The 24,026-nt window shown below is 68.9% G+C and carries 23 protein-coding genes and 1 tRNA gene; 16 read left to right on the forward strand and 8 right to left on the reverse strand.

Features of this window, described 5'->3' with window-relative positions:
• Positions 1 to 125: 125 nt before the first annotated feature.
• Both surE and RYH79_RS00755 read right to left on the reverse strand, forming a co-directional pair.
• Positions 126 to 932, reverse strand: a complete 807-nt coding sequence (surE, locus tag RYH79_RS00750; RefSeq protein WP_370895255.1) for a 5'/3'-nucleotidase SurE — start codon at positions 930 to 932, stop codon at positions 126 to 128.
• Between the two features lie 562 nt (positions 933 to 1,494).
• Positions 1,495 to 1,791 (reverse strand): DUF7091 family protein, encoded by a 297-nt coding sequence (locus RYH79_RS00755; RefSeq protein WP_370900712.1) that lies wholly within the window; start codon positions 1,789 to 1,791, stop codon positions 1,495 to 1,497.
• Positions 1,792 to 2,127: 336 nt separating this feature from the next.
• On the opposite strand from RYH79_RS00755, the gene RYH79_RS00760 reads away from it, so the two are divergent.
• The 3 genes from RYH79_RS00760 to RYH79_RS00770 are packed head-to-tail and all read left to right on the forward strand — an operon-like array spanning position 2,128 to position 4,171.
• A complete protein-coding gene (locus RYH79_RS00760; RefSeq protein WP_370895257.1) occupies positions 2,128 to 3,057 on the forward strand; it encodes a replication factor A in 930 nt (309 codons plus the stop codon).
• A 1-nt stretch (position 3,058) separates the two neighbouring features.
• Positions 3,059 to 3,679, forward strand: a complete 621-nt coding sequence (locus RYH79_RS00765; RefSeq protein ID WP_370895259.1) for an RPA family protein — start codon at positions 3,059 to 3,061, stop codon at positions 3,677 to 3,679.
• Positions 3,680 to 3,733: 54 nt separating this feature from the next.
• Positions 3,734 to 4,171 carry a DUF8146 domain-containing protein gene (locus RYH79_RS00770; protein ID WP_370895261.1) on the forward strand — a complete coding sequence of 146 codons (438 nt, stop codon included), beginning with the start codon at positions 3,734 to 3,736 and terminating at the stop codon, positions 4,169 to 4,171.
• Here RYH79_RS00770 and RYH79_RS00775 read toward each other — a convergent pair.
• Positions 4,168 to 4,623 (reverse strand): DUF5814 domain-containing protein, encoded by a 456-nt coding sequence (locus RYH79_RS00775; protein WP_370895263.1) that lies wholly within the window; start codon positions 4,621 to 4,623, stop codon positions 4,168 to 4,170. The genes RYH79_RS00770 and RYH79_RS00775 overlap by 4 nt on opposite strands.
• 121 nt (positions 4,624 to 4,744) lie before the next feature.
• On the opposite strand from RYH79_RS00775, the gene RYH79_RS00780 reads away from it, so the two are divergent.
• Together RYH79_RS00780 and RYH79_RS00785 are read left to right on the forward strand one after the other, a co-directional pair.
• Positions 4,745 to 4,815, forward strand: a tRNA-His gene (locus tag RYH79_RS00780).
• A gap of 91 nt (positions 4,816 to 4,906) precedes the next feature.
• Entirely contained in the window at positions 4,907 to 8,389 is a 3,483-nt protein-coding gene (locus RYH79_RS00785) for an Eco57I restriction-modification methylase domain-containing protein (protein ID WP_370895265.1), read from the forward strand.
• Here RYH79_RS00785 and RYH79_RS00790 read toward each other — a convergent pair.
• Entirely contained in the window at positions 8,371 to 9,555 is a 1,185-nt protein-coding gene (locus RYH79_RS00790; protein ID WP_370895267.1) for a CBS domain-containing protein, read from the reverse strand. The genes RYH79_RS00785 and RYH79_RS00790 overlap by 19 nt on opposite strands.
• Positions 9,556 to 9,701: 146 nt before the next feature.
• Between RYH79_RS00790 and RYH79_RS00795 the strand changes: the two genes are divergently transcribed.
• A complete protein-coding gene (locus RYH79_RS00795) occupies positions 9,702 to 10,037 on the forward strand; it encodes a cupin domain-containing protein (RefSeq protein WP_370900714.1) in 336 nt (111 codons plus the stop codon).
• Here the strand turns inward: RYH79_RS00795 and RYH79_RS00800 are convergent.
• Both RYH79_RS00800 and RYH79_RS00805 read right to left on the reverse strand, forming a co-directional pair.
• Positions 10,034 to 11,092 carry a quinone-dependent dihydroorotate dehydrogenase gene (locus tag RYH79_RS00800; RefSeq protein ID WP_370895269.1) on the reverse strand — a complete coding sequence of 353 codons (1,059 nt, stop codon included), beginning with the start codon at positions 11,090 to 11,092 and terminating at the stop codon, positions 10,034 to 10,036. The genes RYH79_RS00795 and RYH79_RS00800 overlap by 4 nt on opposite strands.
• An 8-nt stretch (positions 11,093 to 11,100) precedes the next feature.
• The gene (locus RYH79_RS00805) at positions 11,101 to 11,298 is read right to left on the reverse strand and encodes a hypothetical protein (RefSeq protein ID WP_370895271.1); all 198 of its coding nucleotides are present in this window, start codon (positions 11,296 to 11,298) and stop codon (positions 11,101 to 11,103) included.
• Between the two features lie 96 nt (positions 11,299 to 11,394).
• Between RYH79_RS00805 and RYH79_RS00810 the strand changes: the two genes are divergently transcribed.
• Positions 11,395 to 12,333, forward strand: coding sequence for a hypothetical protein (locus RYH79_RS00810; RefSeq protein WP_370895273.1), 939 nt, complete (start codon positions 11,395 to 11,397; stop codon positions 12,331 to 12,333).
• Positions 12,334 to 12,368: 35 nt separating this feature from the next.
• Positions 12,369 to 14,135: an acyl-CoA carboxylase subunit beta gene (locus RYH79_RS00815; protein ID WP_370895275.1), complete on the forward strand. Its 1,767-nt coding sequence runs from the start codon at positions 12,369 to 12,371 to the stop codon at positions 14,133 to 14,135.
• A 9-nt stretch (positions 14,136 to 14,144) separates the two neighbouring features.
• On the opposite strand, the gene RYH79_RS00820 is transcribed toward RYH79_RS00815, so the two are convergent.
• On the reverse strand, positions 14,145 to 14,630 hold the full coding sequence (locus RYH79_RS00820; protein WP_370895277.1) for a DoxX family membrane protein: 486 nt from the start codon (positions 14,628 to 14,630) through the stop codon (positions 14,145 to 14,147).
• Positions 14,627 to 15,151 carry a MaoC family dehydratase gene (locus RYH79_RS00825; RefSeq protein ID WP_370895279.1) on the reverse strand — a complete coding sequence of 175 codons (525 nt, stop codon included), beginning with the start codon at positions 15,149 to 15,151 and terminating at the stop codon, positions 14,627 to 14,629. The genes RYH79_RS00820 and RYH79_RS00825 overlap by 4 nt, the downstream gene beginning before the upstream one ends.
• A gap of 82 nt (positions 15,152 to 15,233) precedes the next feature.
• Between RYH79_RS00825 and RYH79_RS00830 the strand changes: the two genes are divergently transcribed.
• From RYH79_RS00830 to RYH79_RS00865, 8 genes are all read left to right on the forward strand, one after another.
• Positions 15,234 to 16,085: an HpcH/HpaI aldolase/citrate lyase family protein gene (locus RYH79_RS00830; protein ID WP_370895281.1), complete on the forward strand. Its 852-nt coding sequence runs from the start codon at positions 15,234 to 15,236 to the stop codon at positions 16,083 to 16,085.
• 245 nt (positions 16,086 to 16,330) lie between these two features.
• Entirely contained in the window at positions 16,331 to 17,587 is a 1,257-nt protein-coding gene (locus tag RYH79_RS00835) for a Glu/Leu/Phe/Val family dehydrogenase (protein WP_370895283.1), read from the forward strand.
• Between the two features lie 268 nt (positions 17,588 to 17,855).
• Positions 17,856 to 18,152: an NADH-quinone oxidoreductase subunit J gene (locus RYH79_RS00840; RefSeq protein ID WP_370895285.1), complete on the forward strand. Its 297-nt coding sequence runs from the start codon at positions 17,856 to 17,858 to the stop codon at positions 18,150 to 18,152.
• Entirely contained in the window at positions 18,149 to 18,496 is a 348-nt protein-coding gene (locus RYH79_RS00845; RefSeq protein WP_370895287.1) for a proton-conducting membrane transporter, read from the forward strand. Before RYH79_RS00840 ends, RYH79_RS00845 begins: the two co-directional genes overlap by 4 nt.
• Entirely contained in the window at positions 18,496 to 18,801 is a 306-nt protein-coding gene (gene nuoK, locus RYH79_RS00850) for an NADH-quinone oxidoreductase subunit NuoK (protein ID WP_370895289.1), read from the forward strand. The genes RYH79_RS00845 and nuoK overlap by 1 nt, the downstream gene beginning before the upstream one ends.
• A 1-nt stretch (position 18,802) precedes the next feature.
• Positions 18,803 to 20,872: an NADH-quinone oxidoreductase subunit L gene (gene nuoL, locus RYH79_RS00855; protein WP_370895291.1), complete on the forward strand. Its 2,070-nt coding sequence runs from the start codon at positions 18,803 to 18,805 to the stop codon at positions 20,870 to 20,872.
• Positions 20,869 to 22,398, forward strand: a complete 1,530-nt coding sequence (locus tag RYH79_RS00860; protein ID WP_370895293.1) for a complex I subunit 4 family protein — start codon at positions 20,869 to 20,871, stop codon at positions 22,396 to 22,398. The genes nuoL and RYH79_RS00860 overlap by 4 nt, the downstream gene beginning before the upstream one ends.
• The gene (locus tag RYH79_RS00865) at positions 22,398 to 23,924 is read left to right on the forward strand and encodes an NADH-quinone oxidoreductase subunit N (RefSeq protein WP_370895295.1); all 1,527 of its coding nucleotides are present in this window, start codon (positions 22,398 to 22,400) and stop codon (positions 23,922 to 23,924) included. The genes RYH79_RS00860 and RYH79_RS00865 overlap by 1 nt, the downstream gene beginning before the upstream one ends.
• Positions 23,925 to 24,026 lie beyond the last annotated feature (102 nt).

The raw sequence follows: 24,026 nt of genomic DNA on the forward strand, positions 1-24,026 counted from the left end.
TCGACGAACTATACTCTTCTGGCTCGGAGACTGACGCGGACGACCACAGCCTGTCTACCGCGGCTCGGAGACGATCTCTCACGGGGGTGGTGCTCACCTCCTGAATTAACTCTCCTCCCCCGGTCTCACTCTGCTGTCTCGTTACACGACACGACCAGTTCGTCGACGGCGGGGTCGTGGACCGGCTCCTGTGGCTCACGCAGTGGCGAGACGCTGACGTCGCCGGCGACGACGGCCGCGCGGTCGGAGTGTGGTGGGTAGTCGCCGTCGGCGTCGGCGAGCCTCGGAAACCGTTCCTCGGTCGAGACGGTGGGCCAGCCGCGGGTGTGGAACCGCACGTCGTCCCCTTCCTCCTCCTCGTCGGCGCCGACGGACACCTCGTAGTCGGTCAGCGGGCGCGTGACGCGGTAGTGTCCCTCGCGTTCGACGGGGGCGTTGACGTTGAGGTAGCCGACGCGGTCGAGGGCGTCGCCGGACAGCGCCCGTTCGACGAGCCGTCGGGTCACGGTCGCGGGCACGTCGTAGGGGGTGTCGCGGGGCGGGAAGAACTCCTCTCGGTGGTAGCCGGAGGCGGCGATCCCGGGGAGACCGAGGAAGGCACCCTCGACGACCGCGCCGACGGTGCCGGAGTAGCCGAGGCCGTAGGCGCCGCAGTTGGGCCCGAGGTTGCAGCCGGAGACGACGAGGTCGAACTCGGTCTCGAGACCGGCGACGGCGTAGGCGACACAGTCGACGGGGGTGCCGTGGACGGCGTACCCCCGCTCGTGGTTGTCCACGTCGACGGTGCGCGAGCGGGAGCGACCGACGCCGCTCTGATTGTCGGCGGGAGCGACGACGGTGACGTCGGCGACACGCTGGAGCTGTTCGTGGACGGCCGCGAGCCCGCGCGAGTCGATCCCGTCGTCGTTCGTCAGCAGGACCTGTGTAGGCACTGTCGGAGGGGACGACCCCCGGGGTGAAGTCCCTTCGGTCACGTCACGCGGGCTGCACCGCGCGGACGGGGGACGACTCGATACGGCTCGATACGATACGGCTCGACAGATTAGCGCCGACGGCGACGCCACACTGGACCGAACACGGACGAACGACTGCCCGTCGGTAGGTCTCGCCGGACGGTCGCGGTGCGGCGGCGGTGCAGCGGTGTAGCGGCGGTTTGACCGAAGTTCGCGGGCCAACGAGGACCGAAAGTGAGTCTCGTTCGGGGCGGCGGCGGTGCGGGGCAGCGCGGAGCGGCCGTGATCGGCGCCGGATCGGACGCGAGCGCGGACCCGAAAATCCGCCCGTGTGGTGCGGGACGGGAGCTGTGCGGAACGGGGCGGAAGTTGTGCGGCGCGGTGCGGAGGCGATAGCTGTGCGACGCGGTGCAGAGGCGGTACGGCACTAAGATTCAGGACGCGAGTGAGGGCCGAAGGCCCGAGCGAGCGCTTTTTGATCGACATTTTTGCCGTGAGAGGTGCGCGCCGCAGGCGCGCACCCGAACGGCAAAAAGGTCGGTTAGTAGGTCTGCACTCTCCCCTCCCGGATGTCCTCGGCACACCCCTCACAGTCGTCGACACCGGCCTCGAAGCAGGCGGGACGGCCGTTGGCGTCGACGGGGACGGACCGGCGTTCGGCGTAACGACGGCAGACGATTCGAGCGTCGCCGTCGGCGTCGGCAGGGAGGTCGAACTCTCGAGGGTCGACGCGCTCGGCGGCGTCGCGGGCCTCGCGGTAGGCGCTGCGGCTCTCGGCGTACTGTCGGCCGGCTCGGCGGGCCTGTTGGCGGAGGACACGCCGGAGGCGGTCTCCCAGGGTCACGAGCGAACGGACGGCCGCCGGTGACTTAGCTCCGTCGTCGGCCGCGCCGAGGGCCGACGGCCGCTCACGCTCGGATGTCCCCGCGACCCGAGTCTCGGCGGTGCCGGCGGACACGCGGGCGTCGTCGTGCCGTCGCGTCCGCCGAGTTCGAGTCGAGCCGTATCGTCCCGGCGTTCCAAAACGAGCCGCGGTGGGCTCCAGCGTTCCAAACGAGCCGCGGTGGGCCCCAGCGTTCCACTTTCACCGTCCGCGCGGCCCGAGGCTTAAATACGATTGGGCGCCAAGTGTCGTGTGCCTCCCACTCGAAACACTACCGGAGGCAGGAGAACCATGCCAGACGTGCGAACCCACGCGGAAGAGATCAGTGCGCAGTTTTCCGACCACCTCGACGTGAGCACCGACGAGGTCGAGACACAGCTCCGGACGCTCGTCGACGACTACAGCGTCCCGTTGGAGGAGGCCCGCCGCAGCGTGACCAGCGAGTACCTGGAGGAGGCGGGGCTCGACCGCGACGAACTCGCGCCGGGCGGGAGCGAGTCGACGTTGGTCGGCGAGATCGACACGGACGAGCAGTGGGTCGACCTGGAGGTCCAGGTGGCGGACCTCTGGGAGCCGGGCCACGACTCCATCGGGCAGGTCGGCCTGCTCGGCGACGACTCGGGGACGATCAAGTTCGTCGCCTTCGAGACGAGTGACCTCCCGGAGTTGGAGGAGGGGGCCAGCTACGCCCTCGGCAACGTCGTCACCGACGAGTACGAGGGGAGCTACTCCGTGAAGCTCAACCGGACGACGACGATTGAGGAACTCGACCACGACGTGGAGGTCGGCGACGACAGCGTCTCCGTCGAGGGGGCGTTGGTCGACCTCCAGGCCGGCTCCGGCCTCATCAAGCGGTGTCCCGAGGAGGACTGTACGCGGGTGCTCCAGAACGGCCGGTGTTCCGAACACGGCCAGGTGGACGGAGAGTTCGACCTCCGGATCAAGGCGGTGTTGGACGACGGGGACAGCGTCCAAGAGGTGATCTTCGACGAGGCGGCGACGGAGTCGCTGACGGGGATCGACCTCGCGGAGGCCAAACAGATGGCTCAGGACGCCCTGGACACGACGGTCGTGGAAGAGGAGATCACGGAGCGGGTTACCGGCCGGTACTACCGGGTCCACGGTCCGGAGTTCCGTCGGTACGTCCTGGTCGACGAGTTCGAAGAACTGGGCGGGGAGACGGACGCGGAACAGACGCTGATCCGAGCGAGGTCGATCTGACATGAGTAGTGTCCCAACCAGAGAGGTCGCACGACGGGTGTTCGCGGCGGAGTACAACGACGGCAGCCACACGTTCAAGGAGTCGGACGACGAGCGTGCACCGCTGTACTACCTCCTCCCGACGGGTGAGCGGGCCAACCGGGTGTTCCTGGTCGGCACCCTCACCGAGACGGAGGACGTGGGCGAGGACAGCGAGTACTGGCGCGGTCGGATCGTCGACCCGACGGGGACGTTCTTCGCGTACGCCGGGCAGTACCAGCCGGAGGCGGCCTCGACGCTGCGGGAGCTGGAGCCGCCCGCCTACGTCGCGATCGTCGGCAAGCCACGGACGTACGAGACGGACGACGGCACCGTCAACGTCTCCGTCAGGCCGGAGTCGATCACGGAGGTGCCCGCGGGCGCCCGGGACCGGTGGGTGATCGAGACGGCCGAACGGACGCTCGACCGGATCGAGGCGTACGACGACGAGGCCAACGAGTACGGTCGGATGGCCCGCGAGCGCTACGACCTCGACACGGAGCAGTACCGCGAGGCGGTCGTCGCCGCCCTGGAGTCGTTGGACGACGGCGACGAGCTCGGCGGCGACGACGGCGACCGACGGGCCAGCGAGCCGCCGGCCTAGCGGCTCCCGTCCGTCTGACGAATCTTCAAGTGACGAGCGGCCCCACCGTGCGGCATGGGAAGAAAAGACAAGACGATCTCCTTCCGGGTGAACCAGGACACCTTCGAGTCGCTCCAGGAGATCGCCGACGAGCGTGACCTCTCGCTTTCGGCGTTGTTCCGCGACTACGTCGACGCCCTGGTCGACCACGACGGGCGCGTGGAGGTCGTCCCGGAGCGTGAGACCGACAACGAGGAGACGGACGACCCGGTGTTCCCCCCGACCGTCACCGTACCCAAGCGGTTCGTCCGCGAGCACGAACGGCTGGAGCTGGAGGCGGACCACCTCAGAGAACAGATCGAGGAGTACCGACGCTACGTCGCTCACCTCAACGACCAGCTCGACGACGACGAGGAGGTCGTCTACTTGGAGGAGTTAGACGGCGACGGCCACGACAGCGTGGACGCGGAGGAGTTCGAACTGGACGGAGACGAGCCGTACCGACTGGGCTAACCCGTCAGCTCCCGTTTCGCCTCCCGAGCCAGCCGGGCAGTCTCGCCGTCGCCCTCGACCTCGGCGAGCGACTCGACGGCCTCCAGCGTCCGGACGGCGGAGTCGAGGAAGGAGAGCACGTCGCCGGAGTAGGCGTACAGCATGTAGTCGTCGCCCATCACGTCGACGATGGCGTCCGGGCCGAGTCCCTGCGCGCGGAGTTCGAGGAGATAGACGACGAACTTCCGCTCCGGGTGGCCACAGTACGGGTTGTCCTGACAGTCGCAGTCGAGGAAGTCCTCGGCGAACTCCAACAGTCGGTCGCGGGTGGACTCGTCCAACTCCGCGAGCCCGTCGCCGGTGAAGACGAGATCCAGCGTCGCCCCCTTGAAGGCCCCCTTCGGGACGCTCGTGTCGAGCTGGGAGGCGATCTGGCGGTGGTTCTTCAGGTAGATCTTGTCCGTGATCGCCACAGTGGCCTGTCGTAGGCCCGACTGCTACAAGAGACCGGCGGTCGCGCCGGCGTGCGACGGGCTCACGCGGTCGCACGGAGTCGTAACGTACTTCACTGCCACCGCAGTACGTGCGTGTGTGTCCGGGTTGGGGTAGTGGTATCCTTCAGCCTTGTGGGGGCTGAGACGTGGGTTCAATTCTCACACCCGGACCTTCTCACGACACCTCCGAGCGACAGCCGTGACTTCGAGTGGTGTGTGCTTCTAGGTAATATTCATACGTCTGGCTCCACCAGAGCAGGCCGTGCGCAGTGTCGAGAGTGACGAAAGAGACACGACAGAGCGAGTGGTGACGGCTCTGACAGACGCCGTCGCCGAACTCGCCGACGAGATGGAGACGGACGCCTTCGAGGCGGTGGTGTCTGGCGGCGCGTCGCCGACGTCGGACGACCTCGACGCGCTCCCGGAGTCGTGGACGGAAGACGCGCTGATCCGGCCGTTGCTCTCGGCGGTGGGGGTGGAGAAGGCGCCGGGGCGACCCTGTGACCGCCGGGAGGTAGACGGCGACATCCGCTGGGAGATTCCGGACTTCAGGCTCGTCGACGACGACTGGGGGTTCAGCGTCGTCGGCGAGGCGAAGCCGCCGGGCCGTCTGGAGGAGGCGGAGACGGATCTCCTGGAGGAGTACCTCACGAGCAAGGCGTGGCCCGACTTCGGGGTCGCGACGACCGGCGTCGAGTGGGTGGTCTACCGCGCGGAGCACGGCGGCGACTTCCTGGAGTTTCAGGAGGCGGCCCGGGTCGACTTCGGTGACACGCTGCGCGGGCTGGCCCGCGAGCGCGGTCACCTCCCGTCGTCCCCGCCCGACCGAGTCGAGACCGGTCCGGTCGAACGGTTCGGCGAGCAGTTCTCGCCGGACGCGCTCGACCGACTGCTCACGGAGGAGGCGCCACGCGAGTTCCGCGAGCGACGCCGCCGGAGCGTCGACGACTTCTACGACCGGTACGTGGAACTGTTGTTCGGTGAAGGCGAGCGGACGGACTGCGCCGTGAGTCTCCGGGCGGCGGTCTCGACGCCGCCGGGGACGGAGGACCGTCGGCGGGACCTGTTCGTCGTGTCGTTGGTCAACCGACTGTTGTTCGTCCGGTTGTTGGAGCTACGCGGGGTGTTGGAGCCGGGACTGCTCGTCGACCTCGTCGACGAGTACGAGAGTCGGGCGGACGACTCCCCCGGCACCCTCTACGGGGCGGTCGTGGAGCCGTTGTTCTACGAACTGCTGAACACGCCGCCGTCGGAACGGGCGCCGAAACACCGGACCGGACGGTTCAGCGAGGTGCCGTACCTCAACGGCGGGTTGTTCCGGGAGCCGACGCCGCCGGAGTCGGAGTTTCGGGTCCCGGACGCGCCGCTGACGGCGGTGGTGCGTGAGCTCGTGGCCGGAATCGACCTCGACGACGCGGAGTTCGATCCGGCGTTGCTCGGCAGCGTGTTCGAGAAGACGATCAACCACATCGGCGGCGAGACCGGTCGTCAGGCGGAGGTGGGCGCCTACTACACGCCGGCGGACGTGACACGCCACGTCACGGAACGGACCGTCGACGCGAAGGTGCACGACCTCGCGGTCGAGACCTTCGCCGCCAACCCCGGCGAGGGGTACGACTCGGAGACGGTGCGTGAGGCAGTCGCCGAGACGGAGCTGCAGACCCTGCTGCGGGAAGTCGAGACCGGCCCGGGGGCGTTCGGCGAGTCACACGCCGCCCTGTCGGCGTTGTTGGACGCCGTCGGGGACCTGACCGTGCTCGATCCCGCCTGTGGCTCCGGTCACTTCCTCACGACCGCGATGGAGGAACTCCACCGCGTCCAGTACTCGTTGCTGCGTGGGCTCGACGACGGCCGCCCGCCGAGCGACGAACGGCTGTACGAGGCCAAACGACGACTCGCGTTGAACGTCGTCCACGGCGTCGACGTGGACGCGGTCGCGGTGGAGATCGCCCGCCTCAGGGTGTGGCTGAAGATGATCGACGACGGCTACGACCAGACGTACGGCCGGCTCCCGAACGTCGACGTGAACGTCGTCAGAGGGAACTCACTCGTCGGGCTCCCGATACTCTCGGCGGGGTCGACACAGGTGACCGGACGGACGTTCGACGACCGACTGGACCGGCTGGCGGCAGCCAGGACGGAGTACCTGGACGGCGAGACCGCAGACCGATCCCAGGTGGCGGCGCTGACCGAGGACCTCCGGGAGGACTGCAACGAGGTGTACCTGAACGCGCTCACCCACACCGTCGAGACGACCGTGAGGGAGCCGGAGACGTTGGACGCCACCTTCGCGGACGTGCCGGCGGGCGAGGTCTACCCCACCCTGTCGTCCGTCCGAGCCCGTCGGCTCGTCGACGGGGAGCCGGCGGCGCTCGGCGGTGAAGACAAAGAACGGCTGGCGCGTGCCGGCTTCGAGTGGCAGTCCTGGCGCGACCGGAACCGCAGCGCCCGGCTGGACGTCGACCGGGTGTTGTCGGCGTCCGACACGGCCACCTCCCGGCCGGACCGCGCGGCGACGCTGTTGGACGACCTCCGTCGGCTCCTGGCGGACGGCTACACGCTGGAACTGGAGCGGCAGCCGACCCCGTACGACCTCGCCGGCGCCGACGCCGCGCCGGTCCACTGGGGAGCGCAGTTCCCGGAACTGCGCCGCGACGACGCCGGCGGTCTCCCGTCCATCTCCGTCGACGTGGTCCTGGGCAATCCCCCGTACGGCGACGTGTTGCCCGACGCCGAGCGCGCCTTCACGGCGCCGTACCGAACCGGTTCGATCCGCGAGGTGTCCGCACAGTTCGTGGAGCGACAGCTCCAGCTGTTGGACGACGACGGCTACCTGGGTAACGTGACGACGCTCCGGCTGTTCTACCAGTCCTCGCTGGAGTCGTTCCACGACCTGTTGCGCGACCGGCTGGAGACGGCGGACGTGGCGTGTTTCGGGTCACGGCCGGCGAAGCTGTTCGACGACGCGGACGTCCGGGTCGCGTTGCTCACCGGGCGTCGGGGTGACGGGGACGGGGAGATTCGGACGAGCCGGATGCGACTGTTCACGGAGGCGACCCGCGGGGAGTGTTTCGACACGCTGTCGTACGCGTCGACGGAGGGGTTGGTGCTCAGAGACCGGATCGGGGGCGACGGCGACGGGGGACCGATTCTCCCGAAGGTGGGGACGGAGACGGTCCGGGGGCTGCTCTCCCGGCTCCGCGGGCAGTCGGACGAACTGTTGTCGGACCGCTACGACCGCGGCTCGGGGGCAGACGGGGACCACCCCGTCTGGCGCCGCGAGGGGGTGCGCTACTGGATCAACCCGATGCTGGAACGGCTGTACGACGCCCGCGAGGTGACCGCGCTGTGGTTCGACTCGGAGCTAGAGCGCCGAACGGCGTTTCTCGTGCTCCAGTCGTCGCCGTACTACGTGTACTGGTCGGCGTACGGCAACCAACACCACCACACCTGGACGCAGCTGTCGGCGTTCCCGTGGCCGGACGACGACCGCGTCCGGGCGGCGGCCGACCGGATCGACGCGCTGTCTCGGCGGCTGTGGGACGGAATGGTGGAGAGCTACACGGAGACGACCCGAGGAACGGGTAGCTTCGACACCGGACGGGTCCGCGAGACGGTCGGCGAGGTCGACACGCTCGTCGGGGAGCTGTACGGGCTCTCCGACGAGCAAGTGGCGTACGCGACGGCGTACCTCACGGACCTGGGGCCGGGGCTGGGGCGGGCGGGCTACGACGAGCCGGGGTAGCTTGTCTCCCCGCGGTCGCGGTACCGGCCCGGGCCGCCGACGCGGCCGCCGCGGCTGATGATGTCGAAGGCGTCCATCAGGTCCGTCCGGGAGATGAGTCCGACGAGGTCGCCGTCGTCGTCGACGACGATCAGTCGGCCGACCCCGTCGTCCTGCATCGCCCGCAGCGCCTGGATCGCCTCCGTCCGCGGCCCGACGCTGGCAATCTCCGTCGCCATCACGTCGCCGACGGGGTAGGCGTCCTGCTCCACCTCGCGGACACTCTGGGCGTCTTCCAGGGTGACCATTCCGACGAGTCGGTCGTTCTCGACGACCGGGTAGCCGGTGTGGCGCTCCTGGACCATCCGACTCAACAGCTCGGCGACGCTGGTGCGTGGCGCCACCGTCTTCACCTCCGAGGCTGGCGTCATGATGTCGCCGACGGTCACGTCCTCCAGGGCGGCCTGGAGAGCGGTCTGTTGGGCCTCGCCGGAGGCGGCGACGTAGACGAACAAGGCGAGCCCGACGAGCAGCCAGTCCTGCGAGAGGATACCGAAGAAACCCATCAGGAACGCGAACACCTTCCCCACGTCGGCGGCGATCTTCGTCGCCTTCGGGTACGAGTAGGTGCTGGCCAGGAGCGCCCTGAGCACCCGCCCCCCGTCCATCGGGAACCCCGGGAGCATGTTGAACACGGCCAAGACGACGTTCATCAGCGCGAGGTAGCCGACGACGAACGCGACCGTCTCCGGCAGGGAGACGGTCGAGGCGACCGCGCCGAACGCGACGCCGAGCCCGACGCTGACGGCCGGCCCGGCCAACGCGATCACGAACTCGGCGCGCCAGTCGTCGGGGTTGTCCTCGAACTGGGCGACGCCGCCGAACAGCCACAGCGTGATCGACTCGATCCCGTAGCCGTACCGGAGCGCGGCGAACGAGTGGCCGAACTCGTGGAGTAAGACGGAGCCGAACAGCCCGACGGCGGCCCCGGCTCCGAGTGCGAGCGGGAGCAGCCCACCGGTGAGCGTCCCCGGAGCGATGCCGAGCCCCAGGAGACCGTTGAGCGGGTCGATCAGCCGCCCCACCTGTTGGCCGATCAGCCAGGCGAACACCGGCAGGATGACGAGGAACGTCCAGTTCAACTGGATCGGAATGCCGGCGACGCGGCCGACGCGGATACCTCGCATACCCGACACTCCGTGCCCGCGGGTCATAAACCCGAGTGTCGGGGGGCGGCAGATTGATTCCGGTCGTGACCGAACGGACGGCCGTGACAGACACGACACAGTCGACGGACGACGGACCGGGCCCGACCGTTCGGGACGCAGACGGGGTGTCGGCGGAGCCGGTCGACGCCGCCGAGGGGCTGTCGAAGGCCGTGTTGGTGGACGAGACGGACGGCGCACCGAACTTCGCGCTCCGGCGGTTCCGGCTGGCCCCCGGCGCGAGCGTGCCGGCACACACGAACGCGGTGGAACACGAACAGTACGTCCTGTCGGGAGAGTACACTGTCGAAATCGACGACGAGGAACACACGGTGTCTCGGGGGGACGCGCTCCTGATCCCGGCCGGCACCGTCCACGCGTACGACAACGCCGGCGACGAGCCGGGGTCGTTCCTCTGTGTGGTGCCGAACGGCGACGACGAGATCGACCTCGTGGACAGCTAGAGGTCGGCGCCGACGGCGTCCTCGACGGAGTCGAACCCGTCGCGCTCCAGCAGCTCCAGGAGTCCACGATTTATGTCGCGGGCGACGGTCGGCCCCTCGAACACGAGCGCGGTGTACAGTTGGACGACGCTGGCGCCGGCGCGGATCTTGGCGTACGCGCCGGCGGCGTCGCTCACCCCGCCGACGCCGATCACGGGCACGTCCACTCGTTCGGCGACGAACCGGACGAGTTCCGTCGCCCGGCCCTCGATGGGGGCGCCGGAGAGCCCGCCCCGCTCTGCCTGCCGGGGGTCGTCGACGTCGTCTCGTTCCGTCGTCGTGTTCGTCACGACGACGCCGTCGAGCCCGAGGTCGGAGACGACCGCGAGCGCCTCCTCCGTCGCGGCCGTCGAGAGGTCCGGCGACAGCTTCACCAACAACGGGTTCGCCCCGGCGTCCCGGAGCTCTCCCAGGATCGACTCCAGGGCCGAGCGGTTCTGGAGCGAGCGGAGCCCGGGCGTGTTCGGGCTGGAGACGTTGACGACCGTGTAGTCGGCGTGGTCGCCGACACGGTCGTAGGTGTAGCGGTAGTCGTCGGCGGCCTCCGACAACGGCGTCGACTTGGACTTCCCGACGTTGACGCCGACTGGCACCGGCGGCGCGGGCTCGCGGGCGAGCCTGTCGCCGACGGCGTCGGCGCCCTCGTTGTTGAACCCCATGCGGTTGACCACGGCATCGGCCTCCGGCAGCCGGAACATCCGGGGGCGACGGTTGCCGGACTGGCGTTCGGCGGTGACCCCGCCGACCTCGACGTGACCGAACCCCAGTGCGGCGAGGAACCGCGGCACGTGGGCGTTCTTGTCGAAGCCGGCCGCGACACCGACCGGCGTGGGAAACTCCAGCCCCCACAGCTCCGTCGACAGCCGGGGGTCGCGGACGGTCAGGGTCCGCTCCAGTGCAGACTGGACGGGAGTGTCCTGGACGGTCCGCATCAGGCGGTGTGTGAGTCCGTGGGCCGTCTCCGGCGGCAGTGCGAACAGTGCTGGCTTCAGTCGGTCGTACAGAGTCGTGCTCACGGGCCCTCTCAGAAGTCGTGTTCCACGTCGTCCGGGTCCGCCTGTTGAATGATGATCTTCCCGTCTCGCACACGGACGAAGACCTCGTCACCGATATCCATCCCCGCGACGGCGAGTTCGTCCTCGTGGAGGTTCACGTGAACGTTGTGGTACTCCCCGTCTTCGTCCTTGGCCCCACTCGGGCTGAGCGTCTTCTTCCGGACCATCGACCTTCGTACTGCGGCTATTCGCCGTACGCCCTACAAAAGTCTTGGTTTCGGGCCTGCGGAAGGGCTTTTCACGCCGCGGGCCGTTGCATCCCCGTGACACGGGCCCGTCTCCTCGTCGTCTGTGTGGTCGTGGTCGTCGCCGGCTGTGGCGGGCTCGCCGGCTCCGACGGCGCCGACGGCAACACGGTCAATCCGGCACTGGAGGGGACGCCGACGGCGACTCCGACGCCCACGGCCTCGCCCGTACCGACGCCGACCGTGTCGCCGACTCCGACCGAGACCCCGACGCTCCCGGAGGCACTGCCGCCGGCGTTGGGGCCGGAGACGGTCGACGCCGGTCGGCTCGCGGCGAGTCACGCCCGGAGCCTCGCCTCGCAGTCCCGGACGGTCGTCCGGACGATCACGGTGCGGTCGACCGACGGAGAGCTGTTGGGCCGGAGCCGTGTCGTCCTCCGGGACGACGGCGACCCCCGCGGCGGACGACTGGCGGTGGTCCAGACCGTCTCCGGCCCACGCCCGGGTGCCGTCGACCTGGGTGAGCGCAACGTCAGCTACTGGGGCAACGACAGTCTGACCGTCTCCCGGACGGAGTCGGCCGACGGCAACGTGACGTACGGCTTCGACCGGACGCCGTTCCCCCCCATCGCCCGTTCGGACACGACCGGCCAGGCGGCCGTCGCGTTCGCGTTCCGAGCGGCGAACGTCACCCGCGTGAGCCGCGTCGGGACGACCGACCCCGTGTTCCTCGTGGAGGGGTCGGCGGCCGTCGACTCGGCGTACGAGGCGTACGACGTGCGACTGACGGCGACGGTGGAGCCGAGCGGCGTCGTCCGGTCGTTCGAGGTGACGTACACCCGCGACCGGGGCGGCCAGCTCCGGCGGGTCACCCGACGGTTCCGGGTGACGAACCGCGACGCGACGACCGTCTCGCGGCCGTCGTGGTACAGACAGGCGGTCGCGGCCGGGACGGACGGGGAGACGGCGACTCCGCGGACCCGAGTGGGCCCACGCCCGTGTGCCGGAGTGGCATAGAAACCGTTTTCCGCAATACTCGCCACCACCCCGGTATGCGAGTCCACGTCGGAGCGGGAGCCACAGACGAGGAGGCGTCCGCCATCGCGTCGGCGCTGGCCGAACACCTCGCCGTCGAGGTGGAGGTAGTGGTCGGCGACGGGGAGGAGCCGGCCGCGGCCGCGACGCCGCCGGAACCGGACTACCCGGTCGACGACGGCAAACGGCCGGGCGACCGGGAACGACAGCTCCGCCAGGAGGTCGACGACATCCTCTCGGGCGGTCCACAGAAGTACAAGGACCGACTCCCGGACCAGGGGAAGCTGTTCGTCCGCGACCGACTGAACCTCTGGTTCGGCGACCCCGACGGTGACCCCGGGGACGCGTTGACGTTCGAGGACGGTCGGTTCGCCAACTTCGACGACTGGCACCCGGACTCGCCGGAGACGACGGACCCGACGGAGAGCGACCGCATCCCCGCCGACGGACTCATCACCGGCGGCGCGGAGTTCGAGGGGCGCGACATCCACGTCATGGCCAACGACTTCACGGTGAAGGCGGGGTCGATGGCCGCGAAGGGGGTCGAGAAGTTCCTCCGGATGCAACAACGCGCGCTGAAGAACGGCAAGCCGGTCGTCTACCTGATGGACTCCTCCGGCGGTCGGATCGACCAACAGACCGGCTTCTTCGCCAACCGCGAGGGGATCGGGAAGTACTACTACAACCACTCGATGCTGTCCGGGCGGGTGCCACAGATCTGTGTGCTGTACGGGCCTTGCATCGCCGGCGCGGCGTACACCCCGGTGTTCGCCGACTTCACGATCATGGTGGAGGGGATGTCGGCGATGGCCATCGCCTCGCCCCGGATGGTGAAGATGGTCACCGGCGAGGAGATCGAGATGGACGACCTCGGCGGCCCGGCGGTCCACGCCAAGTACTCCGGCAGCGCGGACCTCGTCGCCGACGACGAGGCCCACGCCCGGCAGTTGGTCGCGGAGCTGATCTCGTACCTCCCGGACGTGGCCGGCGAGGACCCGCCGCGGGCGGACCCGGAGCCGCCGGCACTGGACCCACGCGGGACGGACGCGGTCATCCCGGACGCCCCGAATCGGGCGTACGACGTGACCGACCTGATCGAACGGGTCGTGGACGCGGAGTCGGTGTTCGAGCTGAAGCCGGAGTACGGCCCGGAGATCGTCACTGCGTTCGCCCGGATCGACGGCCGGCCGGTGGGGATCGTCGCCAACCAACCCGCCGAGCGGTCGGGGGCGATCTTCCCCGACGCCGCCGAGAAGGCCGCGGAGTTCATCTGGACGTGTGACGCCTACGAGATCCCCCTGCTGTACCTCTGTGACACGCCGGGGTTCATGGCCGGCTCACAGGTGGAGAAAGACGCCATTCTGGAGAAGGGGAAGAAGTTCATCTACGCCACCTCCGCCGCGACCGTCCCCCAGCAGACGGTGGTCGTCCGGAAGGCGTACGGCGCCGGGATCTACGCGATGGGTGGCCCGGCCTACGAGCCGGAGTCCGTGCTGGGGCTCCCCTCCGGCGAGATCGCCATCATGGGGCCGGAGGCGGCGATCAACGCCGTCTACGCCAACGAACTCGCGGACATCGAAGACGAGGACGCCCGTGCGGAACGCGAACAGGAGCTACGCGAGGAGTACCGTCGGGACATCGACGTCCACCGGATGGCGAGCGAGGTGGTGATCGACGACGTGATCGAGCCGTCGACGCTCCGCGAGGAGCTGGTCAACCGGTTCGACTTCTACGCCGACATCGACAAGAGCGTGCCGGAGAAGAAACACGGGACGATCCTGTAGCCGGCTGGTTCACCCACTCCCGACCCGACTCTCGCGGGCGTCACGGAACACGACGAGCGCCAGCGCCAGCAGTCCCAGGTCCCGCGCGATCACGTCGCCGAACGCGCCGGTCGTCAGCCACACGACACCGAGGTACGCGATCGTCGCAGACAGCGACACCCACGCGACGGTCGCGGCGAACGCGGTGTAGCGATCCGCGAGCAACAGTCCGGCGAACCCCAGCTCCAGCCAGCCGTTGAGCAGCATGAACTGGACGGGCGTGACGACGAGGAACGGCGCGAGCCAGTCGGTGACGTACGCCGCCCAGTCGCCCGGTTGGAGCAGTTTGTGGGCGCCGGCGGCGACGAGCATCGCCGCGAGCCCGAGTCGGGCGAGCGTCGCCGGCGCGGGCAACGCCACGGCCACGCGATCCGCGACGGTGCCGGCGCTGTCGACGAGCGTACCCGCGGCCGCGACGAGCGAGCCCACGGCGCCGTCGGGCGCGGCGGCCGTCACGACTCGGCGTCCCGTTTCAGCGACAACACGGTCCGCTCGAACGAGCAGACGAGCACGTCGCCGTCGTCGGTCACCTCGCTGGGGTCGGCGCTGCCGCCGTCGTAGTCGCCGGTTGCGGGGTCGGCGTCGGCGACTTTGAACGCCTCGACGCGCATGGTGACGACACCGCGTTCGCCGTCACTCGTCTCGCGTTTGTCCGTGACGGTCGAGCGTGCGCGGATCGTGTCGCCGTGGAAGACGGGGTTGGGGTGAGACACGTCGTCGTACGAGAGATTGGCGACGATCGTGCCGTCGGTGGTCTCGGGGATAGAGACGCCGACGGCGACGCTCATCGTGAGGAGGCCGTTGACGATCCGCTCGCCGAACTGGGTGTCGCCGGCGAAGTCGGCGTCCAGGTGGAGCGGTTGTTGGTTCATCGTCGTGTCACAGAACACCTGGTTGTCGCGCTCGCTGATCGTCCGGCGGCGCTCGTGGTCGACGGTCTCTCCGACGGTGAACGCCTCGTAGTAGCGTCCGGTCACGCCCGGACGGTCGGCCGGCGGGGACATAGACCCCCCGGAGCCGACCGGAAGCTTCGAACGGCAGGCGGCCGAGGGTGCGGGCGTGTCCAGACGCAGTCTCCTGTTCTCGCCCGGCGACCAGCCCGAACTCGTCCGGAAGGCGCCCCGCGCGGACCCGGACGTGATCGCAGTAGACTTGGAGGACGCCGTCGCGCCGGACGCGCTGCCGGCGGCCCGCGAGGCGGTTGCAGAGCTGTTGGCGGACCCGGAGTTCCAGCCGGACGCGGAGGTGTGTGTCCGGCTGTCCGGGACGGAGCCGGCGGCGGACGCGGACGCCCTCGTGGACGCGCCGCCGGACTCGGTGATGCTGGCGAAGGCGAGCGGCGCAGACGACGTGGCGGCGACGGCGGAGCTGTTGGCCGAGCGAGGACTCGACTGTCCGGTGTTGGCGCTCGTCGAGACCGCTCGGGGGGTGACCGAGGCCGTCGAAATCGCCGACCACCCGGCGACGGACGCGCTCGTGTTCGGCGCGGAGGATCTGGCGGCGGACGTGGGAGCGACCCGAACGAGCGAGGGGACGGAGGTGGTGTACGCCCGCCAACGGGTCGTCACCGCGGCTGCGGCCGCCGGAGTCGACGCGATCGACACGCTGTACACGGACTTCGAGGACGAGGCCGGGCTCCGAGCGGACACCCACACGGCCGTCGAGTTCGGCTACGACGGGAAGATGGCGATCCACCCGGCCCAGGTCGGCCCGATCAACGAGGCGTTCACCCCGGACGACGACCGGATCGCGTGGGCTCGCCGGGTGTTGGCGGCCCGGGACCGCGCAGCCGACGACGGCCGTGGCGTGTTCGAGGTGGACGGAGAGATGATCGACGCACCGCTGATCGCCCAGGCCGAGCGGGTCCGCGAGCGGGCGCTCGCGGCCGGCGTCTCCTTCGACGGTGGGTGACTCCCGACGGCGTCTCGTTCGACGCAGGTGAGTGACCCTCGACGCGGACGAGCGACCCGGGGCGCCGCTCACCCCGGAGTGCCCGGCGACAACTCGAACACGAGTCAGAATTCTGGCCGCTCTGGGCTTCTCCCGACCCTTCAGCCCGGGAACGGTACACACGGGGTGGATAATTAAGGTCGTAATAGGATTAGGTATGCGATTGATTCGGCAGGCTTACAAACGCCGGTACCTCTCGCGTAGATATGTCCGACGAGGCGAACCCCTTCGAGAGTCTCCAGGAACAAATCGACGACGCGGCGCGTCACTTGGACGTGTCGCCGGACGTGCTCACCCGGCTGAAGAACCCAGAGCGCGTGTTGGAGACGAACCTCTCCGTCGAACTCGACGACGGGAGCATCGAGGTGTTCAGCGCGTACCGCTCGCAGTTCAACGGGGACCGTGGGCCGTACAAAGGCGGAATTCGCTACCACCCGGGGGTCGACCGCGACGAGGTGAAGGCGTTGTCCGGGTGGATGGTGTACAAGTGTGCAATCGCGAACGTCCCGTACGGCGGCGGGAAGGGCGGGATCGAGGTGGAGCCGTCGGCGTACAGCGACGCGGAGTTGGAACGACTCACCCGCGCGTTCGCCACGGAGCTGCGGCCGTTGATCGGCGAGGACCGCGACATCCCGGCGCCGGACGTCAACACCGGCCAACGGGAGATGAACTGGATCAAGGACACGTACGAGACGCTGGAGAACACGACCGCGCCGGGCGTCATCACGGGGAAGGCGCCGGACAACGGCGGCAGCGCCGGCCGCGTGGAGGCGACCGGCCGGTCGACGACGTTCGCCAGCCGCGAGGTGTTCGACTACCTCGACCGTGACCTGTCGGAGGCCACTGTCGCCGTCCAAGGGTACGGCAACGCTGGCTGGGTCGCCGCGAAGCTGATCGAACGACAGGGTGGGACGGTCGTCGCCGTCTCCGACTCCAGCGGCGCGATCCACGACCCCGCGGGTCTCGACACGGTCGCGGTCAAGGAGTTCAAGCGGGAGACCGGCTCCGTCTCCGGCTACGAGGGGGCCACGGAGGAGCTGTCCAACGACGAACTGCTGACGATGGACGTGGACCTCCTCGTCCCCGCCGCCCTGGAGAACGCCATCGACGGCGACCTGGCGACGGACGTGCGTGCGGACGTTATCGTCGAGGCCGCCAACGGTCCGCTCACGCCCGAGGCCGACGACGTGCTCGCCGACTCCGACACGTACGTCGTCCCGGACATCCTCGCCAACGCCGGCGGCGTCACCGTGAGCTACTTCGAGTGGGTCCAGAACCGGCAGCGCTTCTACTGGACCGAGGAGAAGGTGAACGAGGAACTGGAACGCCACATCACGAACGGGTTCGACGACATGATCGACGCCTTCGAGTCGACCGACGCGCCGAACCTCCGGACCGCGGCGTACGTCGTCGCCATCCGCCGGGTCGTCGACGCCTACGAGAACTCCGGTAACTGGCCGTAGTCGCGGTACGTCGGACCCGTCGCTCCTCTCGACAGTCGTCGTGCGTGCCCGAACGGCCCCCCCCGGGAGACGACCGCGCCGACCGTGTGACTGCCACCCAGGTCGCGCGCACACGGGAGAATGATCGTTTACGACCACGCGGCGACGACGACCGTCTCTACTCCGGCCGATCCCTCAGACGAGCGTGTACAGCCGCTCACACGGCCGGCCGACGGGGCCGGCGCGTTCTCGAAACCTTGAAACCCGCACCGAAGGGAACCTCCACGTAATGGTCGCAGAGACAATCGCGTTCGCGCTGTTCGCCCTCGTTACGGTGGGCTCGGCGCTGGGCGTCGTCCTGATGGAGGACGTGTGGCACTCCGCACTCCTCCTCGGGGTCGCGTTGCTCAGCGTCGCGGTGCACTACGTGATGTTACAGGCGGAGTTCCTGGCCGCCATGCAGATCCTCGTCTACGTTGGCGGGGTGTTGATCCTCATCACGTTCGCCGTCATGCTGGTCCGCCGCGGCGGGGTCGACGCCGAGACCGACACGAACGAGCCGGAGCCGGAGGCTGATCGCGCGTGAGCGACGCCTCCTGGCCCCGACTGAAGCTGGGCTCGCACCTGGTTCCGGGACTGGCCGCGGTGGCACTGTTCGGTGTGCTCGCCGTCGTCGTCCTCGGCAGCGACTTCGGTGCCGCACAGGGGTTCCCGGCGGACGCCTCCATCACCGCCAGCATCGGCTACGCGATGTTCAACCTCCCGCAGGGTGACGTCGACGCCGAGGGGTTCCTCGTGGCGTTCATCACCATCGCGGTCGTGCTGGACGTCGCCATCGACGCGGCCGTCTACCTCGCCCAGACGGAAGACGACGGTGGGCTCACGACGGCGCTGTCCGACGGCGGGACGAACGAGGGGGGTGACCGCTGATGGCCGTCCCGGTCCAGTGGTACCTCCTGCTGGCGGCAGCAGTGTTCTGTATCGGCGTGTTCGGCGTCCTGACCCGCCGGAACGCGTTGTTGTTCCTGATGTCCGTGGAACTGATGCTCAACGCAGCCAACATCAATCTCGTCGCGTTCGCACGCATGTGGGGGAACCTCACCGGACAGGTGTTCAGCCTGTTCACGATGGCGCTGGCGGCCGCGGAGGTCGCCGTCGGGATCGGAATCATCCTGGTGTTGTACCGCCGGTTCTCCGGCGTCGACGTGACAGAGGCGACAACGATGAGGTGGTGAGATGGCGGGCGCGTTCACCTACGCTCCGGCGATCGTCGCGCTGCCGTTCGTCTCGTTCCTGATCGCGCTCGCGGCCGGGCTGTACGGTCGTGACGTGTTGCCCAAGGGCGGGGCACTGCCCGGTATCGCGGCGACCGCGGGGTCGCTCGTCCTGTCTGGCTGGGTCGCCCTGACCGTCGCGGGCGGTGACGTGTACGACGAGACGATCTACGAGTGGGCCGTCGCGGCCGGCGTCGAGGCGGAGACGCTGGAGCTCACCTTCGGGCTCCTGTTGGACCCGTTGTCGGCGATGATGCTCGTGATCGTCTCGTTGGTCGCCCTCTTGGTCCACGTCTTCTCGCTGGGCTACATGAACGACGAGGGCGAGACCGGTCTCCCGCGGTACTACGCCGGGCTCGGGCTGTTCACGGCGTCGATGCTCGGGTTCGTCGTCTCCGACAACCTGCTCCAGTCGTTCGTCTTCTTCGAGCTGGTCGGGCTGTGTTCGTTCCTGCTGATCGGCTTCCACTTCCGGGAGTCCGGTCCGCCCAGCGCGGCCAAGAAGGCGTTCCTCGTCACCCGGTTCGGGGACTACTTCTTCCTCGTCGGGCTGGTCGGGATCGTCGCCACGTTCGGTACGGCGCAGTTCGCGGGCGGGGAGTCGTTCCCGCACCTCGCGGAGCTCGTGCTCGCCGGTGAGGCGAGCGTCCGGACGTTCGGCTTCGAGCCGGGGACGTGGTTCACGATCCTCGGTCTGCTCGTGTTGGGCGGCGTGATCGGGAAGTCCGCCCAGTTCCCGTTGCACACCTGGCTGCCGGACGCGATGGAGGGTCCGACCCCGGTGTCGGCGCTGATCCACGCCGCGACGATGGTCGCGGCCGGGGTGTTCCTGGTCGCCCGGATGTACGGCTTCTACGCCGTCTCGCCCGGGGCGCTCGCCGTCGTCGCCTTGGTCGGTGGCTTCACCGCCCTGTTCGCGGCGACGATGGGGCTCGTCAAACGGGAACTGAAACAGGTGCTGGCGTACTCCACGATCTCCCAGTACGGCTACATGATGCTCGCGCTGGGGACCGGCGGCTACGTCGCCGCGACGTTCCACCTGCTCACCCACGCCTTCTTCAAGGCGCTCCTGTTCCTGGGTGCAGGGTCGGTCATCATCGCCATGCACCACAACGAGAACATGTGGGACATGGGCGGTCTCCGAAAGCGGATGCCCGTCACGTACGCGACGTTCCTGGTCGGCTCGCTGGCGCTGGCGGGGATCGTCCCGTTCGCGGGCTTCTGGTCGAAAGACGAGGTGCTGTACGAGGCGTTGATCCACGGGCTCGGCACGACCGGGCCGCTCGGGACGGTGTTCCTGGCGGCGTACGCGATGGGCCTGTTGGCGGTGTTGTTCACCGGGTTCTACACGTTCCGGATGGTGGCGCTCACCTTCCACGGTGAGGCGCGGACGGACCAGGCCGCCGATCCGGAGCCGGTCCGGTGGAACGTCAAGGGGCCGTTGACGGTGCTGGGCGTGCTCGCGGCGACGACCGGGTTCCTCAACCTCGCGCCGGTGAAGAAGCTCACCGGCGCCGAGGTGGACTTCCTCCACCAGTGGCTCCACGGCCCGAAGGGGGTCGCGCTGATGGAGACGCTGTCGACGGAGCACTACCACCACCTGCTCCACAGCGTGAACCCGGCGAAGATAACCGCCGCCGAGCTGGGACCGATCCTGCCCGGAGCGTTGTCTCTGGGGCTGGCGCTGATCGGTGCGATCGCCGGCTTCCGGCTGTACGCGACGCCGGAGCCGACCGAGCACACGGCGAAGCTCGGCGGGCTCCAGGACGTGTTGTACAACAACTACTACCAGGACGAGTACCAGGTGTGGCTGGCGACGAACGTCGTCCAGCCGCTCGCGCGGGTCGCAGACACCGTCGACCAGAGTCTGATCGACGGGGTCGTGAACGGCGTCTCCAGCGTGAGTCTCTCGTCTGGCTCCCGGATCCGCCGGATCCAGACGGGGATCGTGAGTAACTACGCGACGCTCGTGACGCTGGGGCTGACGGCGCTCCTGGTGGCGTTCGGGCTGTACGAGGGGTGGTTGCTGTGATAATCGAGGCACTGATCGGCGTGACGTTCCTGGCCGCACTGGTCGTACTGCTCGCCCCCGACAGGGTCGCCGGTAAGCTCGCGTTCGTCGCGAGCCTCCTACCGCTGGCGGGGAGCCTCTACATGTGGACGGCGTTCGACGCCGCCGGCAACGCCCTGCTGGACGGCTCTGCCGCCCGGGCGTTCGAGACACAGATCCGGTGGCTGGAGGTCGGCGGAATCGAGCTCCAGTGGTTCGTCGGCGTCGACGGGGTGAGTCTCCCGCTCGTCGTTCTCTCGACGTTCCTCACGTCGCTGGCGATCCTCTCGGCGTGGAAACCCATCGACGAGCGACAGGCGCAGTTCTACGGGCTCGTCCTGTTCATGGAGGCGAACCTGTTGGGCGTGTTCACCGCGCTCGACTTCTTCGCGTGGTTCGTGTTCTGGGAGGCCGTGCTCGTCCCGATGTACTTCCTGATCGGGATCTGGGGCGGTCCCCGCCGCAAGTACGCGGCGATCAAGTTCTTCGTGTACACGAACATCGCCTCGCTCGTGATGTTCATCTTCTTCATCCAGCTCGTGTACAGCCTGGACGTGTCCACGTTCGGTCTGCCGGCGATCACGGCCGCGATCCACGCGGGCGAGGTGTCCGGCTTCCTCGGACTGGCGCCGTCGACGGTGAAGACGGTCGCGTTCGCCGCCATGTTCCTCGGGTTCGCGGTGAAGGTGCCGGTCGTCCCGTTCCACACCTGGCTGCCGGACGCCCACGTCGAGGCGCCGACCCCGGTGTCGGTGCTCCTGGCGGGCGTCCTGCTGAAGATGGGGACGTACGCGATGCTCCGGTACAACTTCACGATGCTGCCGGACGTGGCCCAACAGTACGCGGGGCTGATCGCGATCTTCGCGGTCGTCTCCGTGATCTACGGCGCGATGCTGGCGCTGGCCCAACGGGACCTCAAGCGGATCGTCGCGTACTCGTCGGTGTCGTCGATGGGGTACGTGATCTTGGGGCTCGTCGCCTACACCACGCTGGGTGTCGGCGGCGCCACGTTCCAGATGGTCGCGCACGGCCTGATCTCCGGGCTGATGTTCATGGCGGTCGGCGTCATCTACAACGAGACCCACACGCGGATGGTGGGGTCGATGTCCGGGCTGGCAGACCGGATGCCGGTGACGGTCGGGATCCTGATCGCCGGCGCGTTCGGCTACATGGGACTGCCGCTGATGGCCGGCTTCGCCGCGGAGTTCTTCATCTTCCAGGGGGCGTTCGCCTCGACGGTGTTGCCGTCGGCGCCCCTGTTCGCGGCCGCCGCGATGTTCGGGATCGTGATCGTCGCGGGCTATCTCCTGTTGGCGATGCAGAAGACGTTGTTCGGCCCGTACGAACTGGAGACGGACTACGACGTGTCGCCCGCCGGGCTGACGGAGACGGTGCCGCTGGCGGTGTTGCTCCTGTCGATCGTCGCCTTGGGCGTCGCTCCGGAGCTGTTCTTCGACATGATCACGGACGCCATCGACCCGATCCTGGGAACGGGGGGTGAGCTGTAATGTCCAGTCACCTCCCGGCGTGGGTCGGGCTCGCGCCGGCGGTCGCGCTCGCGGTCACCGGACTGCTCCTGTTCGTGATCGACCTGATCGACCCGGACGACAACAGTCCGGCGCTCCTGGCCGGCCTGTCGGTGGTCGGCTCGCTGTCGGCGCTGGGGCTGGCCGGCTGGCTGCTGTCGCCCGGCGCCGGGCTGATCGGCACCGGCGAGTCGCTGACGCTGTTCGACGGCGCCCTAGTCGTCGACGGGATGTCGTTGTTCTTCCAGGCGTTGTTCGCGTCCGTCACCGCGCTCGTGTCGGTGGCGAGCTTCGACTACCTCCGTGACCGCAGCTACCAGGCGGAGTACTACGCGCTCGTCCTGCTGGCGGCCACGGGCATGGCGCTGATGGCCAGCGCCAACTCCCTGGCGACGGCGTTCGTCTCGCTGGAGCTGGCGTCGCTGCCGTCGTACGCGCTCGTCGGGTTCCTGAAGTCCAACGACGGCAGCGTCGAGGGTGGGCTGAAGTACTTCCTCGTCGGCGCGCTGTCGTCTGCGGTGTTCGCGTTCGGGATCTCGCTCGTGTACGGCGCCACCGGCTCGCTCGTCCTGTCGGACGTGGCCGCCGGGCTCCGCGAGCCGGCGGCGGTCGTCGGCGGCGCAGACGGCGTCGCCGGCATCGCCGGCGTCGGTGTGCTGATGGTCGCCGGTGGGTTCGCGTTCAAGACCGCGAGCGCCCCGTTCCAGTTCTGGGCGCCGGAGGCGTACGAGGGTGCGCCCGCGCCCGTCACCGCGTTCCTGTCGTCGGCGTCGAAGGCCGCCGGGTTCGCGCTGATGTTCCGAGTGTTCACGCTCGGGTTCCCGTTGGAAGGGGTCGGCGTCGACTGGATGCTGTTGTTCCAGGTGTTGGCGATCGTCACGATGACACTGGGGAACTTCGCCGCCGCCACCCAGGAGACGGTCAAGCGGATGCTGGCGTACTCTTCCGTCGGTCACGCCGGCTACGCCCTGATCGGGCTGGCCGCCTGGACCGGCGGCTCCGTCACCGCCGCCGAGCCCGGTAGCGTGCTGGGGGCGTCGATGGCCCACCTCATGGTGTACGGCTTCATGAACACCGGGGCGTTCCTGTTCGTCGCGCTGGCGGAGAACTGGGGCGTCGGGAAGCGGTTCGAGGACTACGCCGGGCTCGGCCGGCAGGTGCCGGTCGCGGCCGCCGCGATGTCCGTGTTCATGTTCTCGCTCGCGGGGCTGCCGCCGTTCGGCGGCTTCTTCTCGAAGTACTTCCTGTTCGCCGGCGCCGTCAGCGCCGGCTACTGGTGGCTCGCGGCCGCGGGGGCGGTCAACTCCGCGCTGTCGTTGTTCTACTACAGCCGGGTCGTGAAGGCGCTGTGGATCGAAGAGCCGGACACGCCCGTCGAGCTGTCGGGCACGCCGACGGCACTGTACGCCGCCGTGATCGTCGCCGCCGTCGGGACGCTGCTACTGCTCCCCGGCTTCGGCCCGATCATCGAGACGGCCGAGGCCGCGGCCGCCGGACTCCTGCCGTAGGCTCCCGGCACACCCCTCTCTCCGCTCGCGACACCGTCCGGAGACGCTTCTGTCCGCTCGCGACACCGTCCGGAGAGACGCGCCCGTCGTCCGTCGCCCACG

This window comes from Halobaculum sp. MBLA0143, assembly GCF_041361465.1.
Taxonomy (GTDB): Archaea; Halobacteriota; Halobacteria; order Halobacteriales; family Haloferacaceae; genus JAHENP01.

What these genes read in the sequence shown, in the direction of transcription:
- RYH79_RS00760 (WP_370895257.1), top strand. Translation starts at nt 2,128, where the DNA reads ATGCCAGACGTGCGAACCCACGCGGAAGAGATCAGTGCGCAGTTTTCC.
- RYH79_RS00765 (WP_370895259.1), top strand. Translation starts at nt 3,059, where the DNA reads ATGAGTAGTGTCCCAACCAGAGAGGTCGCACGACGGGTGTTCGCGGCG.
- RYH79_RS00770 (WP_370895261.1), top strand. Translation starts at nt 3,734, where the DNA reads ATGGGAAGAAAAGACAAGACGATCTCCTTCCGGGTGAACCAGGACACC.
- RYH79_RS00790 (WP_370895267.1), bottom strand. Translation starts at nt 9,555, where the DNA reads ATGCGAGGTATCCGCGTCGGCCGCGTCGCCGGCATTCCGATCCAGTTG.
- RYH79_RS00805 (WP_370895271.1), bottom strand. Translation starts at nt 11,298, where the DNA reads ATGGTCCGGAAGAAGACGCTCAGCCCGAGTGGGGCCAAGGACGAAGAC.
- RYH79_RS00815 (WP_370895275.1), top strand. Translation starts at nt 12,369, where the DNA reads ATGCGAGTCCACGTCGGAGCGGGAGCCACAGACGAGGAGGCGTCCGCC.
- RYH79_RS00835 (WP_370895283.1), top strand. Translation starts at nt 16,331, where the DNA reads ATGTCCGACGAGGCGAACCCCTTCGAGAGTCTCCAGGAACAAATCGAC.
- RYH79_RS00840 (WP_370895285.1), top strand. Translation starts at nt 17,856, where the DNA reads ATGGTCGCAGAGACAATCGCGTTCGCGCTGTTCGCCCTCGTTACGGTG.
- nuoK (WP_370895289.1), top strand. Translation starts at nt 18,496, where the DNA reads ATGGCCGTCCCGGTCCAGTGGTACCTCCTGCTGGCGGCAGCAGTGTTC.
- nuoL (WP_370895291.1), top strand. Translation starts at nt 18,803, where the DNA reads ATGGCGGGCGCGTTCACCTACGCTCCGGCGATCGTCGCGCTGCCGTTC.
- RYH79_RS00865 (WP_370895295.1), top strand. Translation starts at nt 22,398, where the DNA reads ATGTCCAGTCACCTCCCGGCGTGGGTCGGGCTCGCGCCGGCGGTCGCG.